The organism is Acuticoccus sediminis (assembly GCF_003258595.1).
Lineage (GTDB): Bacteria > Pseudomonadota > Alphaproteobacteria > Rhizobiales > Amorphaceae > Acuticoccus > Acuticoccus sediminis.
In genome coordinates this window covers 873,413-893,047 of record NZ_QHHQ01000002.1, presented here as the reverse complement: position 1 = coordinate 893,047, position 19,635 = coordinate 873,413, and the positions used below count along the sequence as shown (strand labels likewise).

General features: G+C 69.7%; 16 protein-coding genes and 1 pseudogene. 6 read left to right on the top strand and 11 right to left on the bottom strand.

The genetic code is table 11. The annotated features are described in order from the left end of the window. Window positions 1–9: 9 nt before the first annotated feature. Window positions 10–2,001 (top strand): hydantoinase B/oxoprolinase family protein, encoded by a 1,992-nt coding sequence (locus tag DLJ53_RS12025; protein ID WP_111345415.1) that lies wholly within the window; start codon window positions 10–12, stop codon window positions 1,999–2,001. Window positions 2,002–2,256: 255 nt separating this feature from the next. Next, on the top strand, window positions 2,257–3,465 hold the full coding sequence (locus DLJ53_RS12020) for a mandelate racemase/muconate lactonizing enzyme family protein (protein ID WP_111345414.1): 1,209 nt from the start codon (window positions 2,257–2,259) through the stop codon (window positions 3,463–3,465). Window positions 3,466–3,498: 33 nt separating this feature from the next. Here DLJ53_RS12020 and DLJ53_RS12015 read toward each other — a convergent pair whose 3' ends face one another. From DLJ53_RS12015 to DLJ53_RS11995, 5 genes are all read right to left on the bottom strand, one after another. Continuing rightward, window positions 3,499–4,647 carry a 2-methylaconitate cis-trans isomerase PrpF family protein gene (locus tag DLJ53_RS12015; RefSeq protein WP_111345412.1) on the bottom strand — a complete coding sequence of 383 codons (1,149 nt, stop codon included), beginning with the start codon at window positions 4,645–4,647 and terminating at the stop codon, window positions 3,499–3,501. Next, on the bottom strand, window positions 4,647–7,322 hold the full coding sequence (acnA, locus tag DLJ53_RS12010; RefSeq protein WP_111346283.1) for an aconitate hydratase AcnA: 2,676 nt from the start codon (window positions 7,320–7,322) through the stop codon (window positions 4,647–4,649). The genes DLJ53_RS12015 and acnA overlap by 1 nt, the downstream gene beginning before the upstream one ends. A gap of 81 nt (window positions 7,323–7,403) precedes the next feature. Beyond that, window positions 7,404–8,360 carry an isocitrate lyase/PEP mutase family protein gene (locus DLJ53_RS12005; protein ID WP_111345411.1) on the bottom strand — a complete coding sequence of 319 codons (957 nt, stop codon included), beginning with the start codon at window positions 8,358–8,360 and terminating at the stop codon, window positions 7,404–7,406. Then, window positions 8,350–9,207 carry an isocitrate lyase/PEP mutase family protein gene (locus DLJ53_RS12000; RefSeq protein ID WP_111345409.1) on the bottom strand — a complete coding sequence of 286 codons (858 nt, stop codon included), beginning with the start codon at window positions 9,205–9,207 and terminating at the stop codon, window positions 8,350–8,352. Before DLJ53_RS12000 ends, DLJ53_RS12005 begins: the two co-directional genes overlap by 11 nt. Then, entirely contained in the window at window positions 9,204–9,962 is a 759-nt protein-coding gene (locus DLJ53_RS11995) for a GntR family transcriptional regulator (protein WP_111345407.1), read from the bottom strand. The genes DLJ53_RS12000 and DLJ53_RS11995 overlap by 4 nt, the downstream gene beginning before the upstream one ends. On the opposite strand from DLJ53_RS11995, the pseudogene DLJ53_RS36670 reads away from it, so the two are divergent. The 3 genes and pseudogenes from DLJ53_RS36670 to DLJ53_RS11980 form a co-directional block, all read left to right on the top strand. Then, window positions 9,913–10,365, top strand: a pseudogene (locus tag DLJ53_RS36670) (Bug family tripartite tricarboxylate transporter substrate binding protein); the annotation flags it as partial. The gene DLJ53_RS11995 and the pseudogene DLJ53_RS36670 sit on opposite strands and share 50 nt — an antisense overlap. Window positions 10,366–10,471: 106 nt before the next feature. Beyond that, window positions 10,472–10,945 carry a tripartite tricarboxylate transporter TctB family protein gene (locus tag DLJ53_RS11985; RefSeq protein WP_111345405.1) on the top strand — a complete coding sequence of 158 codons (474 nt, stop codon included), beginning with the start codon at window positions 10,472–10,474 and terminating at the stop codon, window positions 10,943–10,945. A gap of 10 nt (window positions 10,946–10,955) precedes the next feature. Then, entirely contained in the window at window positions 10,956–12,509 is a 1,554-nt protein-coding gene (locus DLJ53_RS11980; protein ID WP_111345403.1) for a tripartite tricarboxylate transporter permease, read from the top strand. A 55-nt stretch (window positions 12,510–12,564) separates the two neighbouring features. Here the strand turns inward: DLJ53_RS11980 and DLJ53_RS11975 are convergent, their stop codons facing one another. Beyond that, entirely contained in the window at window positions 12,565–13,266 is a 702-nt protein-coding gene (locus tag DLJ53_RS11975) for a GntR family transcriptional regulator (RefSeq protein WP_111345401.1), read from the bottom strand. A 112-nt stretch (window positions 13,267–13,378) separates the two neighbouring features. Here DLJ53_RS11975 and DLJ53_RS11970 point away from each other — a divergent pair, with 112 nt between their 5' ends. After that, the gene (locus DLJ53_RS11970; RefSeq protein WP_111345399.1) at window positions 13,379–14,767 is read left to right on the top strand and encodes an NAD(P)H-dependent oxidoreductase; all 1,389 of its coding nucleotides are present in this window, start codon (window positions 13,379–13,381) and stop codon (window positions 14,765–14,767) included. A 75-nt stretch (window positions 14,768–14,842) separates the two neighbouring features. Here the strand turns inward: DLJ53_RS11970 and DLJ53_RS11965 are convergent, their stop codons facing one another. From DLJ53_RS11965 to DLJ53_RS11945, 5 genes are all read right to left on the bottom strand, one after another. Beyond that, window positions 14,843–15,619, bottom strand: coding sequence for an SDR family NAD(P)-dependent oxidoreductase (locus DLJ53_RS11965; protein WP_111345397.1), 777 nt, complete (start codon window positions 15,617–15,619; stop codon window positions 14,843–14,845). 114 nt (window positions 15,620–15,733) lie between these two features. After that, on the bottom strand, window positions 15,734–16,273 hold the full coding sequence (locus DLJ53_RS11960; protein ID WP_211100578.1) for a TRAP transporter small permease: 540 nt from the start codon (window positions 16,271–16,273) through the stop codon (window positions 15,734–15,736). After that, entirely contained in the window at window positions 16,240–17,532 is a 1,293-nt protein-coding gene (locus DLJ53_RS11955) for a TRAP transporter large permease (RefSeq protein WP_111345393.1), read from the bottom strand. The genes DLJ53_RS11960 and DLJ53_RS11955 overlap by 34 nt, the downstream gene beginning before the upstream one ends. Before the next feature lie 101 nt (window positions 17,533–17,633). Next, window positions 17,634–18,656 (bottom strand): TRAP transporter substrate-binding protein, encoded by a 1,023-nt coding sequence (locus DLJ53_RS11950; protein WP_111345391.1) that lies wholly within the window; start codon window positions 18,654–18,656, stop codon window positions 17,634–17,636. A gap of 310 nt (window positions 18,657–18,966) precedes the next feature. Continuing rightward, window positions 18,967–19,635, bottom strand: a complete 669-nt coding sequence (locus tag DLJ53_RS11945; protein WP_111345389.1) for a cyclase family protein — start codon at window positions 19,633–19,635, stop codon at window positions 18,967–18,969.

Genomic DNA, 19,635 nt, shown 5'->3' with positions numbered 1-19,635 from the left:
CGTATCGAGATGACCGACAAGGCCACGCTGCAGATCCTCGCCAACCACTTCCGCGCCGCCTCGGAGGCGATGGCGTACACCCTCTACCGAACCGCCCAGTCCACCTTCGTGAAGGAAACGGAGGACTTCACGGTGATGCTGGTGACCCCGGACGGGGCAACCTTCTCCGTCCCGCTCGACTACGGCGCCACCTGGTACCCCGGGCTCGACTACGGCCCCGGCATCCGCGCGATCGGGTCGTACGAGGACGGCGACATCTGCTTCACCAACGACCCCTATGCCGGCTTCGTGGCGACGCACACGCCGGACATGCACATGTGGAAGCCGATCATCGTCGACGGCGAACTGATCTGCTTCGCGGCCGGCCACATCCACAACACGGACATGGGCGGCGCCGTGCCGGCGAGCCTCTCGCGCACGCTGACCGAGGTTCACCAGGAGGGGATCCGCTTTCCGCCGAGCAAGCTCTACGAGGCCGGCGTCCTGAACACCGAGATACTCGGCATCATGCGCACGAACGTGCGCCAGCCCGACCAGAACTGGGGCGACCTGAAGGCATTCGTCGGCGCGCTGAACACCGGCGAGCGCAAGGTGCGCGAGATCATCGCGAAGTTCGGCGTCGAGGCGGTGAAGACCGGCATGCAGGACATGCTGGACTACGGCGAGAGCCAGGCCCGCGAACTGCTGCGCACGGTGCCGGACGGGGTCTACCGATTCCAGGACTACTGCGACGAGGATTCGCTCGACGGCCATCCCTGCCGCCTCGCCCTCAAGCTCACCATCGACCGGGACGAAGCCGAGCTCGACTTCACCGGGTCCGACCCGCAGCTGACCTCCTCGCTCAACGTCCCGACGGGCGGCAACCCGCGCCACACGCTGATGCTCGTGGGGGTCTACTACATCCTCTACTCGCTCAATCAGAACCTGATGCTGAACATGGGGCTGACCCGGCCCTTCCGCTGCATCCTCCCGGAGGGCAGCGTCGTCAATCCGACCTTCCCTGCCGCCGTCGGCATGCGCAGCCTCACATGCGGCCGGCTCAGGAGCCTGATCTTCGGCGCGTTCGCGCAGGCGATCCCGGAGCGCATGCCCGCGGCACCGGCCGGCTCGTCGTCCATCGTCAACGTCATGACGACGGACAACAGGACGGGCCGGCGCATCATCGCCGCGATCGACCCGATCGTCGGTGGCTCCGGCGGGATGCCGTGGCGGGACGGGACCGACGGTTCGGGCGCCGACGGCGCGTACCTCAAGAACACGCCGGTGGAGATCAACGAGGCGGAAGTGCCGATCGAGATCCTGCGCTATCGCCTGGCTCCCGGGACGGGTGGCGCCGGTCGCTGGCGCGGCGGCCTCGGGACGGAGCTGGAGTTCAGGGTCTTCAGCCCGAACACCCGCATCACCATCCGCAACCGCGATCGCAGCCGCTTCCGCCCCTGGGGCATCCTGGGCGGGAAGGCCGGCGTCCCGTCCGGGTCGGTGCTCAATCCGGGAACCGGGCGCGCACGAGACCTCGGCAATGCGGACTTCGTCATCGCCGACCCCGGCGACGTCTTCCGGATCGTGTCCCCCGGCGGCGGCGGCCGCGGCTCGCCGCTGGACCGGGAGCCCGAGCGCGTCCTCGTCGACGTGCAGCGAGGTTTCCTCACGCACGAACAGGCCGCCGATGACTACGGCGTCATCCTCGCAGGCGACACCATCGACGCCGACGCGACCGCGGTGCGACGTGCCGAAATGCGCGACGCGAGCGCCAACGGCGCCTTCTTCGATTTCGGCCCCGAGCGGACCGCATACGAAGCGACGTGGACGCCGAAGGCCTACGATACCCTGAGCGGGATCCTGTTCGCGCTCCCGGTCGAATGGCGCTTCTGGGTCAAGCACCGCATCTTCGAGGCCCTGGAAGAGGACGGTGACGCCGGCGACGGCACGGCCCGCATCCTCGAGGCCTACGAAGCGCTCGTCGCCGCCCACCCGCAAATGCGCCGGGCCCTTTCGGCGTGAGCGCGAGCCCGCGTCCCGCCTGACACCGCCGGGACCGCCGGCAGCGTGGCCGCCCGGCTCGACCCCGGGCGCTGCCCCGCCCGCGCTTGTCGCGCCCTGCCGCGGCCGCCATGATGGCCGCAAACGACGCCGTTACGCAGGGTCCGGAACCGACGTCCGGATCCGCCGGGCCGCAGGGGCCCGGCCGCGAGAGGCGCACCAGGGGGCACCGAGGATCATGGGACCTGTTTCAATCGCGGCACGAGCGGCGGCCGCATGAAGATCACCGCCGTCGAAACGCTTCGTCTGAAGCGCCACGCGACCCTCATCTGGGTGCGTCTCCACACCGACGAGGGATTGACCGGACTGGGCGAGAGCTGGTTCGGCACCGCGGCGATCGAGGCCGACGTCCACGACCGGATCGCCCCTGCGATCCTCGGCCAGGACCCCTCGCGCATCGAGCACCTCCACGCGGCGATGCGCCCGTACGTCGGCTTCTACGGGACCAGCACCGAGATCCGGGCGCTCTCCGCCGCCGACGTCGCGCTGTGGGACATCGCCGGCAAGGTCTCGGGGCGGCCGCTCTGCGATCTCCTCGGCGGGCGCACCCGCGACCGCGTCAGGCTCTACAACACCTGCGCCGGGCCGGACTACGTCTCGCAAAGCTCCGACGTGCGGCCCGGCAATTTCGGCCTCGGCGCCTCCGGGGACACGGCGGGGACGCGATACGAGGATCTCACCGGCTTCATGGAGCGCCCGGCCGAAGTCGCCGCGGAGCTCCTCGACATGGGCATCGGGGCGATGAAGATCTGGCCGTTCGACTTCGCCGAGGGCGCGGCCGACGGCGTCGGCATTTCCGTCGCGGACCTGAAGCGGGGCCTCAAGCCGTTCGAGGAGATCCGCGCCGCGCACGGCGACAGGATGCGCCTCAAGGCCGAGCTTCACGGCATCTGGGGCCTTGGCGCGGCGAAGACGATCTGCCGTGCCCTCGAGCCGATCGGGATGGACTGGGTCGAGGACCCGATCTGGATGGACCGGACCCAGGACCTCCGCGAGCTCATGGAGGCGACCGCGGCGCCGCTCGCCGGGGGTGAGACGCTGGGCGGTCTCGGCCAGATCCGCGAGCTCATCGAGCTCGGCGGCATCGCGACGCCGATCATCGACGTCACGTGGGGCGGCGGGATCACCTTCGCCCGCAAGGCCGCCGGCCTCGCCGAGGCCGCTGCCCGGCCCATCGCCTTCCACGACTGCTCCGGGCCGGTGACGCTCGCCGTCTCGACCCACCTTGCCCTCGCGGCACCGAACATCGTGGAGCAGGAGTTCACCCGTGCCTTCTACTACGGCTGGTACCACCGCCTCGTGACCCAGCTTCCACCGATCGAGAATGGAATGATCACGGTGCCCGACGGGCCGGGCCTCGGCCTCGAGCTCGCGGAGGGACTGGAGCGCGCCGAGGACGCGATCTCGATCGTCACCCGGCTGTAGCCGCCCGGCGCCGCGTCCGGCGCCGTCGCGGGGTCAGGCGTAGACCTGGCCCTCCATGAGCCGGCGCGCGGTACGGAACACGCCGGCGCTACGCGCCGTCAAGGCCCCGTCCGTGGTGACGACGTCGGACACCGCCGGAAGGATGCCGGACGAATGGCCGATGCGGACCGGCGTGTCGGCCGCCGCCGGTACCCGTGCCGCCGACGCGACGACGGTCCCGGGGATCCGCGCCGCGACGGCGGTGCAGAGGGCGCCGGTGAGGGTGATCGCCCGGTGCGCCTGCCCCATCGAAATGATCCGCACCCCGACGTCGAACCCGTCGGCGCCGACGCTCTCGCCCGACGTCAGAGCGTAGGGACGCGGGGCCGAGACGAGGGCCACCTTCGGGTTGCCCTCGATCCGGCCGGCCGCCGCCTCGTCCGCCGAAAGGCCGGCGCGGACGCTGGCGAGGCGGCGCAGCAGCTCCAGGCGATGCATCAGCGTGGCGTCCGCCTCGATGGCGTCCGGCGTCTCGATCCCGCTCGCGCCGAGGAACGCGGCGGGCACGAAGGCCACCATGTTGGTCGCATCGACGAGCGACGCCTCGACCGGACCGGGGAGGTCGGGATGCTCGAAGGTGTCGACCGGGCTCCCGGTCGGAAGGAGGCGGCCGGTCGTGGCGCCACCCGGGTCCAGGAAATCCAGACGGATCGGTGCGCCGCTCCCGGCGACGCCCGGATTGACGAAGTCCCCCTCCACCACCGGCAGCCCGTCCCGGACCGGGAAGCGGCTCACGATGATCTTGCTGGTGTTGGCGTTGAAGATGCGCACCGTCGCCTCGTCGCCATTGGCGGCGACCAGCCCCTCCTCCACCGCGAACGGGCCGATGGCCGACGACATGTTCCCGCAGTTCGCGCTGTAGTCGACGGTGGTGCCGGTCACCGGGATCTGCGCGAAGGTGTAGTCGACGTCGGCGTCCTCACGCGCGGAGGGGCCGACGATGCAGACCTTCGACAGCGAGGAGACGCCCCCGCCGAGACCGTCGAGCTGTCGCCGGGCGGGGTCCGGACTCCCCATCAGGCGCAGGAACATCGCGTGACGCTCGTCCGGATCGGCCGGGATGTCCGGATCGCGGAAGATCACCGCCTTGCTGGTCCCGCCCCGCATGAAGACGGCACGGTATCCGGACTGGCGCGTCGCCATCAGGCATTCCCCATCGTGTTGCGCAGCACGTAGTGCAGGATGCCGCCGTGGCGGTAGTAGTCCACCTCGATGGCGGTATCGAGCCGGCAGATCATCGTGATCTCCTCCTGCCGCCCGTCCGGGCGCAGGATCCGCACCGGCACCGGCATGCGCGGCGTGATCTCGCCGGCGAGGCCGAGGACGTCGAACTGCTCGGTGCCGTCGAGGCCGAGCGTGCCGCGCGTCGTGCCGTCCTCGAACTGGAGCGGCAGCACCCCCATGCCGATGAGGTTGGAGCGGTGGATGCGCTCGAACCCTTCCGCCAGGATGGCCCGCACGCCGAGGAGCCGCGTGCCCTTCGCCGCCCAGTCGCGCGAGGAGCCGACGCCGTAGTCGCGGCCCGCGACCACCACCAGCGGCGTTCCCTCCCCGGCATAGAGCCGGGCCGCCTCGTGCACCGGCATCACCTCGCCGGACGGCTGGTGGCGCGTCCAGCCGCCCTTCTTCTCCGGCACCATCTCGTTGGCGATGCGGATGTTGGCGAACGCGCCGCGGATCATGACGTCGTGGTTGATCCGCCGCGCCGCGAAGGAGTTGAAGTCCGCCGGCGCCACCCCTTGCGCGATGAGGTACTCGCCCGCCGCCGAGCTCGCGGTGATCGTCCCGACCGGCGAGATGTGGTCGGTGGTGATCGAATCGCCGTACATGCCGAGCGCCCGTGCGCCGAGGATGTCACGCACCGGCGGGACGTCCGGCGTCACGCCGTCGAAGAACGGCGGCTCCTTGATGTAGAGGCTCTCGCCCGGCCAGGTGAACGTCGCCCCCCGCGGCGCCTCGATCGCCTTCCACCGCGCGTCGCCCTCGAAGAGGTTGGAGTAGCGCGACCGGAAGCGGTCGGCGGTAAGCGCGGAGCGCGCCAGATCCGCCACCTCCTCCGCCGAGGGCCAGATGTCGCGGAAGTAGACCGGCTGCCCGTCGTTTCCCGTGCCGAGCGGGTCGTTCAGGAGGTCCACGCCCATGTTCCCGGCGATGGCGTAGGCGACGATGAGTGGCGGCGAGGCGATGTAGTTCGCTTTCGTCAGCGGGTGCACGCGCCCCTCGAAGTTGCGGTTGCCGGAGAGGACGGCGACGGCGCACACGTCGTTGTCCTGGATGGCGGCGGAGATGTCGTCCGGCAGCGGGCCGGAGTTGCCCATGCACGTCGCGCAGCCGTAGCCGACGCACTGGAAGCCGAGCGCGTCGAGCGCCTTCTGCAGGCCCGTCGCCTCCAGGTAGTCGGTGACGACGCGCGATCCGGGCGCCATCGACGTCTTCGTCCACGCGCTGGACGTCAGCCCTCTCGCCACCGCCTTCTGCGCCAGCAGACCGGCCGCCAGCATCACCGACGGGTTCGAGGTGTTCGTGCAGCTGGTGATGGAGGCGATGACGATGTCGCCGTGGCGCAGGACGTGCCCGCTGTCGAGCGTCGCCGCGCCATCGGCGAGCGGCGGCTGCTCGGGCAGCACCTCGCTGCGGAAGCGCGCCCCGGCCTCGGCCAGCAGGACACGGTCCTGCGGCCGCTTCGGCCCGGCGATGGCGGGGACGACCTCTGAGAGGTCGACGACGACCTCGCGCGCGAAGATCGGCGCCGGATCGGCCGGGTCGTGCCAGAGGCCCTGGAGGCGGCAATAGCGCTCCACCAGCTCGAGGTGCTCGCCGCCGCGATTGGTCTCGCCGAGATAGCGCAGCGTCTCGCCGTCGATCGGGAAGAAGCCCATGGTCGCGCCGTACTCCGGCGCCATGTTGGCGAGCGTCGCCCGGTCGGAGAGCGGCAGGCTGGCGAGCCCCCCGCCGTGGAACTCCACGAAGGTGCCGACGACGCCGACCTCGCGCAGCCGCTCGGTGATGGCGAGCACCAGGTCGGTCGCGTTGGCGCCGGGCGGCAATTCACCGTCGAGCCGGCAGCCGACGACGGGCGGGACGATCATCGTGACCGGCTGGCCGAGCATAGCCGCCCCCGCCTCGATGCCGCCGACGCCCCAGCCGAGCACGCCGATGCCGTTGATCATCGGCGTGTGGCTGTCGGTCCCCAGCAGCGTCTCGGGGAAGACGAGCGTGCGGTTGCCATCCTCCTCGGTCCAGACGCAGCGGGCGAGCGCCTCGAGGTTCACCTGATGGCAGATGCCGGTGCCGGGCGGGACGGCGCGGAAGTTGGAGAAGGTGTCCCGCGCCCAGCGCAGGAACGTGTAGCGCTCCTCGTTGCGGTCGTATTCCAGCGCGAGGTTGGCATCGAAGGCGTCCGCGCTCGCCGACCGGTCGACCATCACCGAGTGGTCGACGACGAGGTCGGACTGGATCTGCGGGTTGATCGCGTCCGGGTCCTTGCCCGCCCGCGCCATCGCCCCGCGCAGCGCCGCCATGTCGGCCATCAGCGGGATCCCGGCGCTGTCGTTCATGAGGATCCGCGTCGGGCTGAACCAGATCTCCTCGCGCGGGGCCTCCGGGTCGAGACTGGCCGCGAAGCGCATCAGGTGATCGCGCGTGACGGTGACGCCGTCCTCATGGCGCAGCAGGTTCTCGTAGAGGACCTTCAGCGAGCGCGGCAGGCGCGAGATCGGCCCTGCCCCCGCCGCCTCCGCGGCCTCCAGGCTGTAGTAGTGGAGCTCACGGTCATTGATCTCGACGACCCTCGCGGTGTCGAGGCTGTCCACGCTCATGGTCACGGGGCGTTTCCTCTCGTGTCATTATTGGGGCGGCCGGGCGCGGCGGACCGTAGATCGGTCATGCGCGGCGGCTGCTCAGGTGTCGCCGGGGCGGTGTCCGGCGGTGTTGGCGTAGCGCGCGGCGACGTCCGCCGCGGGCAGGTAGCGGTCCTCGAGGGCGCGCACCTCCGAAATGCCGGTGAACTCGTACCAGTTCTCGACGGGGTGGCCGTCCAGCACGTCGAGGTGCTCGATCTCGTGCTGGGTGCCTCGGGCGCGCAGGCCGTGCAGGAAGTCGAGCTCCGCCGCGACGGCGGCACGGATCGAGGCGAGCGGGAAGAGGACGATGGCGTAGCCCATCGCCGCGACCGTCTCGAGCGGTATCTTCGGCGTCGTGCGCTTGCGCGCGTAGCCACCCATGTTGAGAAGCTTCGGCCCCGGCACCTCGGCGGCGAAGCGGGCATATTCCGCCTCCGACAGCAGCGCGTCGGGGAAGATGACGTCCGCCCCGGCGGCGGCGTAGCGTCGGCCGCGCCCGATCGCCTCGTCGAGACCGTGGGCGGCCCGGGCGTCCGTCCGGGCGATGATGACGAGGTTCGGGTCCGAGCGTGCGTCGCAGGCGGCGCGGATCTTCCCCTCCATCTCGTCCGCCGGCACCACCACCTTGCCGGCGATGGAGCCGCAACGCTTCGGCACCACCTGGTCCTCGATGTGGAGCGCGGTGACGCCGGCGGCCTCGTACTCCTCGACCGTGCGCACCACGTTGATGGCGTTGCCGTAGCCGTTGTCGGCGTCGGCGATGACCGGCAGCGGGGTGGCGTGCGTCATGAAGCGCACCATCATCGCCATCTCGGTCAGCGACAGGAGGCCGACGTCCGCCTTGCCGGTCAGCGCGTTGGCGACGCCCGAGCCCGTCATGTAGACGGCCTCGAAGCCGGCCCGCTCGACGAGGCTGGCGCCCAGTCCGTTGCACGCGCCGGGCGCGACGATCAGCTCCCCGCTCGCCAGACGGTCGCGCAAGCGTGCGCGGCGCGTGGCCGGATCAGGCCGCATACTGCTTGTCGAGCGCCATGTAGTCGTCGGTGCCGATGATGACCTCCCGGTCGCGGAAGCTCGCCATCTCGTTCTGCAGGGCGCCGGAGTCGCCGTCGCGCTTGATCGCGTCCAGTGTACGCATCATCGCGCCGATTGCGGCACGCTGCGTGTCGCTGGGGATGATGACAATCGCGTAGCCCAGCTCGCCGAGACGCTCGGCCGGCATCAGCGGAGTCTTTCCGCTAGCGAACATGTTGATCAGCTTCGGGTACGGCAGGTCCTTGGCGATGGACTCGATCTGCTCGACGCTCGTCGGCGCCTCGACGAAGATCACGTCGGCCCCCGCCTCCATGTAGGCGTGGCTGCGCTCGATGGTGCGCTCGTAGCCTTCGACGGCGAGCGCGTCGGTCCGCGCGATCAGGACGAAGTCGTCGCCGCTCGCGTCCTTCACCGCCTTCAGCTTCTGCGCCATCTCGCGGGTCGAGACGATGGACTTGTCGTCGTAGTGGCCGCAGCGCTTGGGGAAGGTCTGGTCCTCGAGGTGGATGCCGGCGACACCCGCGCGCTGGAACGCCCGCACGGCGTGCTGCACGTTGAGAGCGTTGCCGTAGCCGGTGTCGGCGTCGGCGATGAGCGGCACGGAGATGGCGTCCACCATCTGCTGCAGGCGGGCGACGATCTCGTTCATGGAGATGAGGCCGAGGTCGGGCAGGCCGGTGGAGCGGGAGATCGCCCCGCCGCTGGCGTAGACCGCCGGGAACCCGGCGCGCTCGACGAGGCGGGCTGACAACCCGTCATAGGCTCCCGGCGCGACGACGGGCGCGGATTCGGTCATCAGCTGGCGCAGCTTGGTCGATGGCGTCACGTAAGTCTCCCTGACGTTTCTGTCCCGGGCGCAGCGGTCGCCCGGCCTTCGTTGATCAGTTTCTCGAGGTTGAGACGCGCCGCGCGGATGTGGCGGCGCATCAGGATTTCGGACAGGTCGCCATCGCGGTCGGCGATGGCGCCGGCGATGCGCTGGTGCTCCAGCAGCGCCCGCTGGGCGCGGCCGGGCTGCGCGGAGTGCTTGAAGCGGTAGATGCGCAGGAGCTGGTAGAGGTCGCGGCAGAGGAGGCCCTCGATCAGGTCGTTCCGCGCCCCCTTGGCGATCAGATAGTGGAAGTCGCGGTCGCTGCTCGGCTGCTCGTAGATGTCGCTGCGTTCGACCACTTCGGCATGATGCTCCAGCAGCGCACCCAGCTCGGCGATCTCCCGGTCGCTCATCCGCTCGCTCGCGAGGCGCGCGGCCATCCCCTCCATCGCCTCGCGCACGTAGAAAAGCTCGAGAAGTGCCTGGCTGGTCAGCTCGTTGACGCGGGCGCCGACATGGGCCGTGCGCACGACGATGCGGCGCTCCTCCAACCGCCGGATCGCCTCGCGCAATGGCCCGCGGCTGACACCGAACCGCTGCGCGAGCTCGATCTCGCGGATCTTCGCGCCGAGGGGGATCTCCCCGGTCATGATCGCGTCGAGGAGCTGGCCGTAGACGCGGTCACCGAGGGTGCGGGCCCCGTCGTCCTCAGCAGGCTCGATGTCGGCCGCGACCTCCCCGATTGGTGACAACGCGCCCGAGATTGTCATCAATCAGCTTGTCAACGATCCGCTGAAGCAGTCGGCGGCAAATGAAAAACGACGGCGCCCCTGTCGGCGCCACGAGGAAACACACCGGGAGAGGAGCGATCCCATGACGCATTTCATGCGCTGGTTCGCGGCGGGACTCGTCGCGTGCGCGGCGACCGTCGGCGCGCAGACCGTATCCGCACAGGAGAGCTGGCCGGACCGGCCGGTGACGTTCGTCGTCGGCTTCGGCGTCGGCGGCAGCGCCGACCGCACGGCGCGCGCGCTGGCGCAGTTCCTGCCCGAGGAGCTCGGCCAGCCCGTCACCGTCGTGAACCGGGACGGCGCCGGCGGCCAGCTCGCCGCGAGCTACGTCCTCGCCCGGCCGGCGGACGGCTACACCCTGCTCGCCACGGCGCGATCCGCCGTCCCCGCCCCGCGGCGGGGACCTCGCCCGTCCGCGTGGCGCCAGCCAGCGCCACGCCGCCATCCTCGTCGGCGGGACGTCCGCCGCATGACCGGCAGGCCATCCGATGCAGCAACAACGAACCGAACGCCCCGACTGGGGACACGCGCTCCTCGTCCTGTTCTTCGCCGGACTGACCGCGTTCTACCTCCACGACGCCTGGCAGGCGTCCGGCCGGGTGCGCAACCTCATCCTGATCCTTCCGGCCTCGATCCTCTCGTTCATCCTCTGCGCGGTGGTGATGGTCGGCATCATCCGTCACCGCGGGAGCGAGCCGGACGCGGCCGGGCCGGAACCCGGCGCCCCCTTCCTGGAGCGCTACAAGCCGGCCGTGACCATGGCGGTGTTCGGGCTCTACGTCTTCTCGCTGCCGACCTTGGGCTTCGACGGCGGGACGGCCGTCTTCATGGCGGCGATGCTCGCGCTCGACGGCGTCCGCAATCCGCTGATGCTGATCGGCCTGCCCGTCGCCTTCGCCGGTGCCGTGACACTCATGTTCGAATGGCTCCTGCCCTACCCGATGCCCCTCCTCATCCTGTGAAGGCCACGCGATGATCGACCTCGGCAGCCTCTCCGACGCGTTCGCCCTCCTCGGATCCTCGTTCACGCCGTGGATGTTCGTCGTCCCGGGCCTCGTCATCGGGCTGGTGTTCGGCTGCGTGCCGGGCCTGCAGACCTCCATGGCGATGGCCGTCTTCCTGCCCGCCACGCTGACGATGGACTTCCTGTCGGCGATGCTGTTCCTCACCGCGATCTTCACCGGCGGCCAGTTCGGCGGCGGCGTGTCGGCGATCCTCATGAACATCCCCGGCACGTCGTCGGCGGTCGCGACCACCTTCGACGGGTACCCGATGGCGCGGCAGGGCCGTCACAACGAGGCGCTCGGCGTCGCGCTGATCGCCTCCACCGTCGGGACCTTCTTCGGCTACACCGCGCTCCTCGTCCTCATCGGCCCGCTCTCCAAGGTGGTCCTGAAGCTCGGGCCGACGGAGATGTTCGTCGTCATCCTGTGGGGCCTCACCCTCATCGCGACGTTGCGCGGGCGCTACCTCGGCCGCAGCCTGCTCGCCGGCACCATCGGCCTCCTCATCGGCACCATCGGGATGAGCCCGAACGGCGTGCTCCGCGGCACGCTCGGCAATGACCACCTGATCGACGGCGTGCCGGTGATTCCCGCGATGATCGGCATGTTCGCCGCCTCCGAGCTCTTCACCGTCGGGCGCGGCGCCTATCTCGTGGAGGGCGACGTGAACGCCCGCAAGGTCAGCCTTCGCCGCATCTTCGCCGGCGTGAAACTCGGCCTCAGCACGCCGATGATCCTGCTGCGCGGCGGGCTCATCGGCACCCTCGTCGGCGCCGTTCCGGGTGTCGGCTCGTCCGTCGCCAACCTCGTCTCCTACAGCGAGACGCGCCGCCGGGCGAAAAATCCGGAGACCTTCGGCAAGGGCGATCCGCGCGGCGTGGCCGCGTCCGAGTCGGCGAATTCGAGCTCCGAGGGCGGCTCCATGGTGAGCCTCTTCGCGCTCGGCCTCCCCGGCGGGGCCGGGACAGCGATCCTCCTCGCCGCCTTCAACATGCACAACATCACCGGCGGTCCACGCTTCCTGCGCGAGCATTCGGACGTGGTCTACGCGGTGATCCTCGCCAACCTCGCCCAGGCGGTGCTTCTGCTGATCGTCGGACTGATCCTGATCCGGGTGCTGAGCGCCATCGTGAAGGTGCCGTTGCGGTATCTGGTGCCGATCGTCCTCTCGATGTCGGCCTTCGGCGCCTACGGCCTCACCGGCACGATGGCCGGACCGGTGACGCTCCTCGTCTTCGCGATGCTCGGCTGGGCGCTGCGGCGCTACGAATACTCCATCCCCGGCGCGGTCATCGGCCTGCTGCTGGGCCGCATGGCGGAGGGGGAGCTGCTCCGGTCCTACCAGATCAGCGGCGGCCACCTCGACTACCTGCTGACGCGGCCGGTGACCTTCCTGCTTCTCGTCATCCTGCTGGCCTCGCTGTTCCTCCCGATGATCCTGGAGCAGCGCAAGCGTTCCAGGGGCGGGGACGGCGGGCCGCCGCGCAACGCCTCCCCGGTGACGTCCGACAAGAGCGCCTGACGCGTCCGGGTCGAGGGCGTCCCGTCGGCGGCCGAGGCGCCGGGCGCATCGCCCGTTACTGGAACTGCGCCCCCAGCACCTTGCTGGTGGCCTTCCAGCCGTTCCAGTGATGCGCCCGCAGCACCTCGCGCAGGATCGCGCCTTCGCGCTGCTTCAGGGCGTCGAGGATCTGCTCGTGCTCCTGCACGGCGCGCGGCCAGCGCGACGCCTCCCGGTTGCTGACGAAGCGGAACCGGCGGATCCGGGCGCTCTCCGCGCGGTAGACCCGCAGCAGCGCCGGATTGTGCGCGCACACGAAGATCTGCTCGTGGATCGCCTGGTTGATGTTGAAGTAGGCCAGCAACTCCCCCTGCCGGAAGGCCTCGTTCATCTGCCCGTGCAGCTCCTCCGCGCGGGCGATCTGTTCGTCGGTCGCCCGCTTGCAGGCGAGCTCGGCGGCCTGCAGCTCCATGCCGATCAGCATCTCGATCACCGCCTCCACGTCGCTCAGCGAGAGCTTGACGACCATGGCACCGCGATTGGGCGAGATCTGGACCAGCCCCTCCACCTCCAGGATCTTCAACGCTTCGCGCAGGGGGGTCCGGGAGATGCCGAGCCGCTCGGTGATCACCCGCTCCGGGATCCGCTCACCCGCCGGCAGATCGCCCGCGACGATCATGTCCCGGATGCACTGAACCGCGTAGACCGACCGTTGCCCGCGCTGCGACGCGTCGCGAAGGGGTTCGTCCGGGGTCGGTTCACTCTCGACACTCTGCATGCAAAATCCTTTAGATTTGGCCGGAAATGTCGGCTACGGATTGACTGCGGCCGCATTTTGCATGCAACACGCCGTGGATCGGCACGATGAACGCAGAACGAAGCAACTCAAAATGAACTTCCACGCGTACTACCGGGATGTGAAGCCCGTCACCACGTGCCTGATCGGAACCGGCGATTTCGGCAACAGCTTCATCACGCAAAGCGAGCGGATGGCGCTGATGTCGACGCGCGTCGCCGTGGACCTCGACGCCGGGCGGGCGGGCAAGGCGTTCCTCGCCGCGGGTGTCGACCGTGCCCGCATCGCCGTCTGCACCACGGCCGGCGAAGCCAAGGCGGCGTGGGAGAGCGGCAAGGCCATCGCCACCAGCGACGTCGCCGTCGCGCTCGACCTGCCGGTGGACGTCGTCGTCGAGGCGACCGGCGATCCGGAGGGCGGGGCGCGCCACGCGCGCATGTCGATCGAGGCGGACAAGCACCTCGTCATGGTCAGCAAGGAGGCCGACAGTGTCGTCGGGCCCGGCATCGCCGCGATGGCGAACGCGCGCGGACGCGTCGTCACTCCGGTCGACGGGGATCAGCCGAGCCTTCTCATCGGTCTGGTGACGTGGGCCGAGACGCTGGGGTTCGAAATCGTCGCCGCCGGCAAATCCAGCGAATACGACTTCGTCTTCGACGCGGCGCGCGAGACCATCGACAGCAATGGCCGGGTGATCGACGTCCCCGGCTTCGGCGCGCTCGACCGGCTCGGCGACCGCGACTGCGCCGGGCTCGTCGCCGAGCGGACGCGCCTCGCCGCGAGGCTGCCGCAGAAGCTGGTTCCGGACCTCTGCGAGATGACCCTCGTCTCCAACCACACGGGGCTGATGGCGGACCGGGCGGATCTCCATGTGCCGATCGCCCGCATCGAGGAGCTGCCGACCCTGTTCCGCCTGCAGTCCGAGGGCGGGCTCCTCTCCGAAGGGCGGCGGATCGACGTCTTCCAGTGCATGCGCGCGCCGCACGAGCTCAGTTTCGCGGGCGGCGTCTTCGTGGTCGTGCGCTGCACCGACAGGGCCACCTGGCGCCTGCTGGCGCACAAGGGCCACGTCCTCAGCCGCGACGGGAGCACCGCGCTCCTGTGGCTGCCCCGCCACCTCCTCGGCCTCGAGGCTGCGACGAGCGTTCTGGATGCCGCGGGCCATGGCGTGTCCTCCGGGGCGGTGGCGCTGACGCCGCACACCGACCTCGCGATGATCGCCGACCGCGACTTCGCCGCCGGCGAGGTCCTGCACATGGGCGGCCACCACCACGAGGTCGCCGACGCGTCGGCGCGGATGATTCCGGCCGCGCCCCTGTCGGCCGAGGCTCCGGCCCCGTTCTACCTCGTGTCGAACCGGACGCTGGTGCGGCCGGTGGCGAAGGGTGAGATGTTCCGCCTCGCCGACGTCGAGATCGAGCCGGGCTCGGAGCTTCTCGCCCTGCGTAAGTCGCAGGACAGCCACTTCTTCGCGGCCGCCTGACGCCCCCTGCCCGGCGTCACGGCGCCGGACCTTCCGACGACGGGTGAGCCGCCGCAGCGGCTCGCCGGCGCGCACTCACATCACCGGCCGGCCACCGTCGACCATGAGGTTCGTCGCAGTGATGTAGGAGGCCTCGTCCGACGCCAGCCACAGGATCGGGATCGCGATCTCGCGCGGATCGCACCAGCGCTTCATGATGCAGTCGTGGACGGGCGCGGCGCGAAGGTCGGCCTCGCTGGTCCCGGCAGCGGCCGCGCGGCGGATGTGAAACGGCGTCAGCGTGTAGCCCGGGCACAGCGAATTCGCCCGCACGCCGTGCTCGGCCTCCTCGAAGGCAAGCGTGCGCGTCATGGCGATGATCCCGGCCTTGGTGGCGTCGTACTGCCCCATCCCGGCCCGCCCCGTCACGCCGTAGGTCGACGAGATGTTGACGATGGCGCCGTTCCCCGCCTGCCGCAGGTCGGGCATCGCCGCCTTTGCCATGTAGGCGTAGCTGAGGAGATTGACGGCAAGCACCCTGTCCCAGGTCTCCGCCTTCGCCTCGGCGAGCGGCTCGTAGGAGCGGATGCCGGCGTTGTTGACCAGAATGTCGACGTTGCCGAACAGCGCCCTTGCCCGTGCCACCGCATCGACGCAGGCGTCCTCGCCGGAGACGTCGAGCGCCGCACCCTCCACTTTCGCGTCTGGCACGTCCCTCCGGATCCCGGCGACCACGTCGGTCAACGCGTCCTGGTCCGGATCCACCAGGAGGACGCTGGCCCCCTCCTCGCAGAAGACGCGGCCCGTGGCACCGCCGATCCCGCCGGCGCCGCCCGTGACGATCGCCACGCGTTGAGCCAACCGTTCTGCCATGATCTTGTCCTTCGCTTGTCGAGCTGCGCCGCGACGCAGGATCCAAATCGTTGAGCGCCGGCCGGACGGCCCCGTGACGCGCCGCCCGTCGCCGGGGCGCCCGCCTTCGCCCGGTCAGCCGAGCAGGCCGCCCGAGGGCTCCGTCTCGTCGAAGCGGCCGCGGAAGGTGAGGACGAGGCCGGCGATGCTGTAGACGCTCATCAGCCCGCCGCAGACCGGCACGGACGCGTACCACCACGCCTTGTCGAAGCGCAGGAACGGCGTCGTCTCGCCGGAACCGGCCATGAACTCGTAGCCCTTGAGGAGGAACACGAGGGCGACCATCAGCATCAGGAACTTGATGAACACCTCGATCGCGTGACGTACCTTCGGCGGCACCGAGACGAGCACCAGCGTCACGTTGTAGAGCGCGCCCTCGCGCCACAGCGCGACGGCACCGAGGAAGGTGAGCCAGGCGAACAGCAACTCCACGATCTCATCCGACCCGGTGATCGACACCACCGGCACCGAGCGCGTGACGACGCCGGCGAGGAGCAGGAGGAAGAGGCCCACCAGCGCGCCGGTGACGCCCCAGCGGCAGACGAACGCGACCGCCCGGTCAGCGGCCTTCAGCACCGCGATCATGAGCCGTACCCCAGCGCATGCGGTAGCCACAGCACCGTCTCCGGCACGAAGGTCACGAGGAGGAGGACGGCGAGGAGGGCCAGCATGTAGGGCCACATCTCGCGCACCATGTCGCTGATCGGCACGTTGCTGACGGAGGACACCGCGAAGAGGCACATCCCCACCGGCGGCGTCACGAGGCCGATCATGAGGTTCAGCACCATGATGATGCCGAAGTGGACCGGGTCGACGCCGATCTGCAGCATCACCGGCAGCAGGATGGGGAACGCGATGATGATGATCGCGACCCCCTCGATGAACATCCCGAGGATCAGGAGGATGGCGTTGACGAGCAGCAGGATCGCCCACGGCTCGCTGGTGAGGCTGAACATCGCCTCGATGACGGCGTTCGGGATCTGCTGCTGGATGAGCACCCAGCCGAACGGCGCCGCGGCGGCGATGATGAACATCACCTGCACCGTCTGCCGGCCCGACAGCCACAGGATGTCCGGGATGTCCCGCCACCTCAGCTCGCGGTAGACGCAGGTGCCGAGGAAGAGCGCGTAGGCGGTGGCGAGAACCGCCGCCTCGGTCGGCGTCGCGAGGCCGCCGAGGATGCCGCCGATGATGAGGACCGGCGTCAGCATCGCGGGCAGCGCGCCGAAGAAGACCCGCCGCGCCTCAGAGCCCGCCGGACGCCCCTCCATGACCGGCAGCTTGCGAACCCGCGCGACGACCGAGATGACGATCATCAGCGCCAGCGCCATCAGCGCCCCCGGCATCACGCCCGCCAGGAAGAGCGCGCCGATGGAGACGTTGGCGAGGCTACCGTAGATCACCAGCGGGATGCTGGGGGGCATGATCGGCCCGATGGTCGACGAGACGGCGGTGATGGTGGCGGCGAACCGGCCGGAATATCCGGCCTCGCGCATCGCCTTCACCTCGATGATGCCGAGGCCCGCCGCGTCGGCCACCGCCGACCCGGACATGCCCGAGAAGATGACGCTCGCCAGCACGTTGACGTGCGCGAGGCCGCCGCGGATCCGCCCGACGAAGAGCTGCGCCGCGGCGAAGATCCGCTCGGTGATGCCGCCGGTGTTCATCAGGTTGCCGGCGACGATGAAGAACGGGATCGCCAGCAGCGGAAAGGACGTGGTCCCGACGTAGAGCCGCTGAATGAAGATGAACAGCAGGTCCGGGCCCGTCGCCCACCACATCGTTCCGATGGCCGTCGCCGCGAGCGCAACGGCGATCGGTGTGCCGATGAGGATCAGCGCACACAGGACCAGCAACAGGACGACCATCAGCATGAGGCGCACCGACCCGGGATGGAGGCGGAAGGGGACGTGGCGGACACCGGGCGCGCCGGCAGCGGCCGCGCGCCCGGGTCCCGCTCAGTTCTGGTTCTCGGTCAGCTCTGGGTCTTGGCCGCCTCGACGAAGCCCTTCCAAGTCTCCCACGCCTCGTCGCCGATGTTGCTGCGCAGCTGCGCGTAGGCCGGCTCCATCTGCGCCTGGAAGGGAGCGATCTCGGGACGGGTGACCGCGACGCCGGACTCCTCCATCTTGGCGAGGTAGTCCTCTTCCTGCCGGACGACCTGGGCGCGGGCGTCGTTGCCGGCGGCGGTCGCCTCCTCCTGGATGATGGCGCGCTGCTCGTCCGTCAGCTTGCTCCAGCTCTTCGGATTGGAGGCCAGCATGACGGTCGCGTAGATGTGCTTGGTGAGCGCGATGTGCTTCTGCACCTCGTAGAACTTCGCCGCGAAGGTGGTGCCGACGGGGTTGTCCTGTCCGTCGACGGTCTTGTTGGCGAGGGCGAGGTAGACCTCCTGGAAGGCGATCGTCTGCGTCTGCGCTCCCAGTGCCTCGAAGGCGAGCTTGATCGCGAGCTCGGGCGGCACGCGCAGCTTCATGCCCTCGATATCCTCCGGCGTGTTCACCGGACGCACGCTGTTGGAAAGGCTCCGGAAGCCCCATTCGTAGTTGGCGATCCAGGTGAAGCCCGCCTTGGCGAGCTGCTCGGCCATCCAGTCGCGGCCGGTCACGTCCAGCGTGCGGTGCGCGTGCTCGTAGCTCTCGAACTGGTAGGGGATGTTGACGACGCCCACCGTGCGCGAGAGCGCCTCGATGTTGGCCGGGTTGAGGATGATCATGTCGACCGCGCCGGCCCGCACCTGCTGCGCGGTTTCCGTCGGCGAGCCGAGGGCGTTGTTCGGGAACAGGGTGATCTGCACCTCGCCGCCCGTCCGCTCGGCGACGTTCTTCACCATCGTCTCGGTCGTGGTGTGGACGGGATGGCTGGTGTCGGCGGGGTGCGTGAGCTTGAGGCTCGTCGCCGCGCGGCTGAGGCCCGGGCGCATGAGTACCGCCGCGGACGTGGCGCCGGCGAGGGCGACGAAGCGACGGCGCGAGAACGTGTCGAAGGGAGATCCCATGGCTGTTTCCTTCCGCCTATTTCTTTGACCGACGCGCTCTTCGGCGCGTTTTCGTCAGACACAAACAGGCATGGGGGCGATCCCGATTCCTCGTGTCATGACCCCATTTTTGCATTCAACTTTCGCCGATCGTCAAGCGCTCCATTCACTTTGGCGCCTGAAATCATCGCGATTGCATGCAAGTTGTCGGATCGGTCGAAGCGACCTGCACCTGGCGGACGGCGGATGCAGCACGGGCGCCCGCCGCGTCCCGGCCACCTCGCGTCATGAGGACGCGGGTCGCCGGGCGGCGGGGCGAGCGCGCCCGGCGTCAGGACAGGTCGATCGCCACCACCCGCGCCGGTGCCCCGTCGGAGCCGGAATAGCGGATCGGCAGCGCGCTCAGCATCGTGGTCTTCGTGGTCACCTGGCGCGTGTTCACGAGATATTCGATCAGCGTCACGTTGTTGCGCAGGAGGACGTCGTGCGTGACGTGCTCCACGATCGGCCGCATCTCCCCGTGCAGCATCAGGCGGATCGTGTAGTCCTGCGGGAAGTCGAAGGCGACGGCTGTCGGCCCGCGCTCCAGCAGCCACTCGGACGCCTCGCGCGACATGTAGGGCGCGTCCAGCCAGAAGGTCGCGTCGCGCCAGTCGCGCTGCTCGTCCCAGCAGGAGCGGAACATCGCGATCTGCCCCTTCTCCAGATGGCCGGCCCGCTCGGCGAGGCGGGCGGCGGTCACCTCCTCGTTCGGCCTGATGTCGGTGAGGTCGATCACCGCCGCCGTCCCGCACACGCGCGACAGGTCGAGCGCATCGAGGGTGTCGCCGCCCGGCACCATGTGGCGCGGCGCGTCGACGTGGGTGAAGCCGTGGCAGGTGGTCTTCAGCCCGCTCGCCTCGAACAGGTCGCCATCGGCGAAGCTGCCCTTCTTGAACCGCTCGATGGGCCAGCGCAGGTGCCCCTCTTCGATCGGCATGGAGAGGTCGTGGATTTTCAT